Source organism: Streptomyces anandii JCM 4720, assembly GCF_014650655.1.
Classification (GTDB): domain Bacteria; phylum Actinomycetota; class Actinomycetes; order Streptomycetales; family Streptomycetaceae; genus Streptomyces; species Streptomyces anandii.
The window spans coordinates 1-1,081 of sequence record NZ_BMVJ01000090.1 but is presented as its reverse complement, the minus strand read 5'-3'; the positions used below and the strand labels follow the sequence as shown (position 1 = coordinate 1,081).

The 1,081-nt window shown below is 69.3% G+C and carries 1 protein-coding gene; it reads left to right on the top strand.

Going from position 1 to position 1,081, the window contains the following annotated elements:
* Nucleotides 1-106: 106 nt before the first annotated feature.
* Nucleotides 107-1,072 (top strand): IS481 family transposase, encoded by a 966-nt coding sequence (locus tag IE249_RS35430; RefSeq protein WP_189711629.1) that lies wholly within the window; start codon nucleotides 107-109, stop codon nucleotides 1,070-1,072.
* Nucleotides 1,073-1,081 lie beyond the last annotated feature (9 nt).

Genomic DNA, 1,081 nt, shown 5'->3' with positions numbered 1-1,081 from the left:
TGTACTCGGCCGGGAGGTTGGTGACACGCCCGCTACCGGTTGTTGATCATGAAGGGACCTCCGGGCGTAGTGGAGATTGCCGTCTTCACTCACCTCGGAGGTCCTGGTGGCCCACGCTAATGCCCGGCTGACCTTTCACGGCAGATGCCTGCTGGTGCGTCGCGTCGTCTTCGACCGGCGTCCGGTCGCGCACGTCGCCAAGGAACTGGGCGTCTCCCGGCAATGCGCTCATCGCTGGGTCAACCGCTACCGTGCCCACGGCTGGCCGGGGCTGCACGACCGCTCGAGCCGCCCCCACACCTGCCCACGTCGCACCCCGGCCGAGGTTGAGCAGCGCGTCCTTGAGGCCCGCCGACGCCTGCGCCGGGGACCCGAGCAGATTGCTGAGGCCACCCAGGTCCCGGCCCGGACGGTGAGCCGGATCCTGCGCCGCCACCACATGCCGCCCCTGGCGGCCTGCGACCCTCTGACCGGACAGGTGATCCGGGCGGTGCGCACCAGCGCCGCACGCTACGAGTACAACCAGCCCGGCGGCTTGGTCCACCTGGACGTCAAGAAGCTCGGGAAGATCCCCGACGGCGGTGGCTGGCGGGCCCACGGCCGCAGCGAGGACGTCCGGGGCCGGGGCATCGGCTACGACTACGTGCACGCCGCGGTCGACGATCACTCCCGCCTGGCCTATGCCGAGATCCTGGCCGACGAGAAGGGCACCACCTGCGCGGCCTTCATCACCCGTGCGGCCGCGTTCTTCGCCGGGCACGGCATCGCCCGCATCGAGCGCGTGATGACCGACAACGCCAGGAACTACCGCACCTCCGGCGCATTCCGCGACGCCTGCCAAGCCCTGGGCGCCAAGCAGAAGTTCACCCGTCCCCACTGCCCCTGGACCAACGGCAAGGTGGAACGCTTCAACCGGACTCTGCAAGCCGAGTGGGCCTACCACCAGGTCTTTGCCAGCAACACCGAACGCGCCGACGCACTCGCGCCCTGGCTGCACTTCTACAACACTGGCCGCCGACACACTGCGCTCGGCGGCCAGCCACCGATCACCCGACTGTCACCAAAGTCATGACCGGGTACA